Consider the following 2291-nt stretch of genomic DNA (forward strand, 5'->3'; position numbering starts at 1 on the left):
GCTCCGCCGTCATGGCTGCAATCAGCGCCATCGACATCGCGCTCTGGGATATTACCGGAAAACATTTCGACGCACCCGTCCACGCGCTTCTGGGCGGCAAAGTCCGCGATAAGGCACGCGCCTATTACCACGTCTTCGGTGAAACAAAGGAGGAGCTGTTCTCCGGCATTGAAGACGCCAAGAAAATGGGATTTACAGCCGTCGGACACCTGACACCATTTCTCGACACCCAGCGTGACGTGGCCTATTTCCAGACCCATGCCCAGAAGATTGGCGATGCCGTCGAGACCGTCCGGGAATACCGGAAGATCGCTGGCCCCGAGATGGATCTTTGCATCGAAATCCATCGGCGGATGATGCCCTATGAAGCGGTGCAGCTTGGACGGGCGATTGAGCCGTTCTATCCGCTCTTTATCGAAGATCCGATCCTGCCCGACAATCTTGATGAGATGGCATACGTAGCAGAAAAAATATCAATCCCGATCGCGACCGGAGAGCGCATGACATCTCTTTGGGAATTCCAGATGCTGCTAGCACGCAACGCAGTCCAGCTTGTGCGGCCCGATGTCTGTATCGTCGGCGGCATTTCTGGCGCTCGTAAAATCGCCGCCTTGGCAGAAGCCTCGCACGCCGGTGTCGTTCCACACAATCCACTCAGTGCAGTGTCAACGGCTGCGTGCTTGCAGATCGCCGCGACAGCGCCGAATTTTGTCTTGCAGGAGTTTCCGAACGATACCTGGGATGTAACCGACAAACGCCCGGACTCCGACAGTTTTCTTGTAGGTGCGGCCCGTCACGACGGAGAAGGATTCCTGACTATCAGCGACGAACCCGGCATAGGCGTCACGCTGCGACCGGACGCTGCCGAGAAATTCCCTTACAGACCACGAAAAATTCATACCAGACTGCACAAGGATGGATCTGTGGTTGATCAATAGGATTGCACGCAATCAGCCGCGATCTACCGGTYTCTCGAAATGCCGCAATCAAAAGCCTCACAGAAAAGCGTACTTGATGACACGCTCACACAGAAGAACAATTATTTCGGAACATCTTCATCGCAACTCTATTTGAGCTGACATGAAGACTTTTGTTGGAATGTCCACGATCTTCGTGATCGCTTCCATCTGARGCCGCAGAGGTCAAACCCGACGCGATCAATTCTGCATCCCTGTCCACAATCCCGACGGTGCGTGGCTCCAAACCATCAGCGGATCCCGATCCTGCGATCGTCCGCCTTCAGGTTCTCTTCGACCGCGCAGGTACGCCGCCGGGCGTGATCGACGGCATTTATGGAAAGAATGTTACCAAGACGGTGGCCAATTTCGAAAAGATAACGGGGATGCCCCCGGACGGCACAATCGACCCCGATGTAATCAGCAGGCTGGAGACGGGTGCCCGATGATCGGCACCGACACGGTCACGCAGCCCCAGCGGGAACAGATAGTACAGCCAGACCGGGGCGCGATGATCTTTGGCGCAAAGCGATTGTTCTTGTAAATGGCGACGGAAAAGTTCCTGCGCAACGAACAAAAACCGTATGCAATGTGACAATGCCCGCCTCGAGACCTGCCAAATAAAGTTATCGCTGAGTCATCGACTGTCGTTGTAAAATTCCGCAGCAGCGCCCGTCATCGATAGGGAGGCCGAGCCAAAGGTTGCGTCAAAGACGCATGTCTGATTCATATCCCTTGCTCGGGATGAGCTGATTTGATTCGTTTTCGGTATTTCATCCGGCAATCCCATCCCGTGCCAACTATGCCAGTTCGCTGCAGGCAAGGAAGGACAAAGTGATGTCGAGCAACTCCAAGCATCCGGAAATCACCGAAATGAAGCCAAATATAACTGTGATTGGTGTCGGCGGTGGTGGCGGCAACGCCGTCAACAACATGATCCGCGAGGGGCTTCAGGGAACGGAATTCGTGGTCGCGAATACCGATGCCCAGGCACTGACCATGTCGAAGGCTGGCCGCTTGATACAGCTCGGTGTGAATGTAACGCAAGGCCTTGGAGCCGGATCGCAAGCGGAAATCGGGCGGGCGGCGGCTGAGGAAAGCATCGACGAGATCATGGACTATCTCAACGGAACTCATATGTGTTTCGTAACCGCCGGTATGGGCGGTGGAACTGGGACAGGAGCTGCTCCCGTGATCGCACGGGCAGCACGCGACGCCGGCATATTGACGGTGGCTGTCGTGACGAAGCCATTCAATTTTGAAGGGACCCGCCGCATGAAGTTCGCAGAGGACGGGCTCGAATTGCTGCGAGACAGCGCCGATACGCTCATCGTC

The 2291-nt window shown here is 55.4% G+C and carries 3 protein-coding genes; all 3 read left to right on the top strand.

Annotated elements, in window-relative coordinates; genetic code table 11:
• A partial coding sequence (locus ACXJ5O_RS24790) for a mandelate racemase/muconate lactonizing enzyme family protein (RefSeq protein ID WP_457302225.1) occupies nucleotides 1-938 on the top strand: 938 nt, incomplete at its 5' end.
• A gap of 251 nt (nucleotides 939-1189) precedes the next feature.
• Nucleotides 1190-1405 carry a peptidoglycan-binding domain-containing protein gene (locus ACXJ5O_RS24795; RefSeq protein ID WP_457302226.1) on the top strand — a complete coding sequence of 72 codons (216 nt, stop codon included), beginning with the start codon at nucleotides 1190-1192 and terminating at the stop codon, nucleotides 1403-1405.
• A gap of 388 nt (nucleotides 1406-1793) precedes the next feature.
• Nucleotides 1794-2291: cell division protein FtsZ (locus ACXJ5O_RS24800; RefSeq protein WP_457302227.1), on the top strand; the 498-nt coding region annotated here is incomplete at its 3' end.

This window comes from Phyllobacterium sp. P5_D12 (assembly GCF_054049495.1).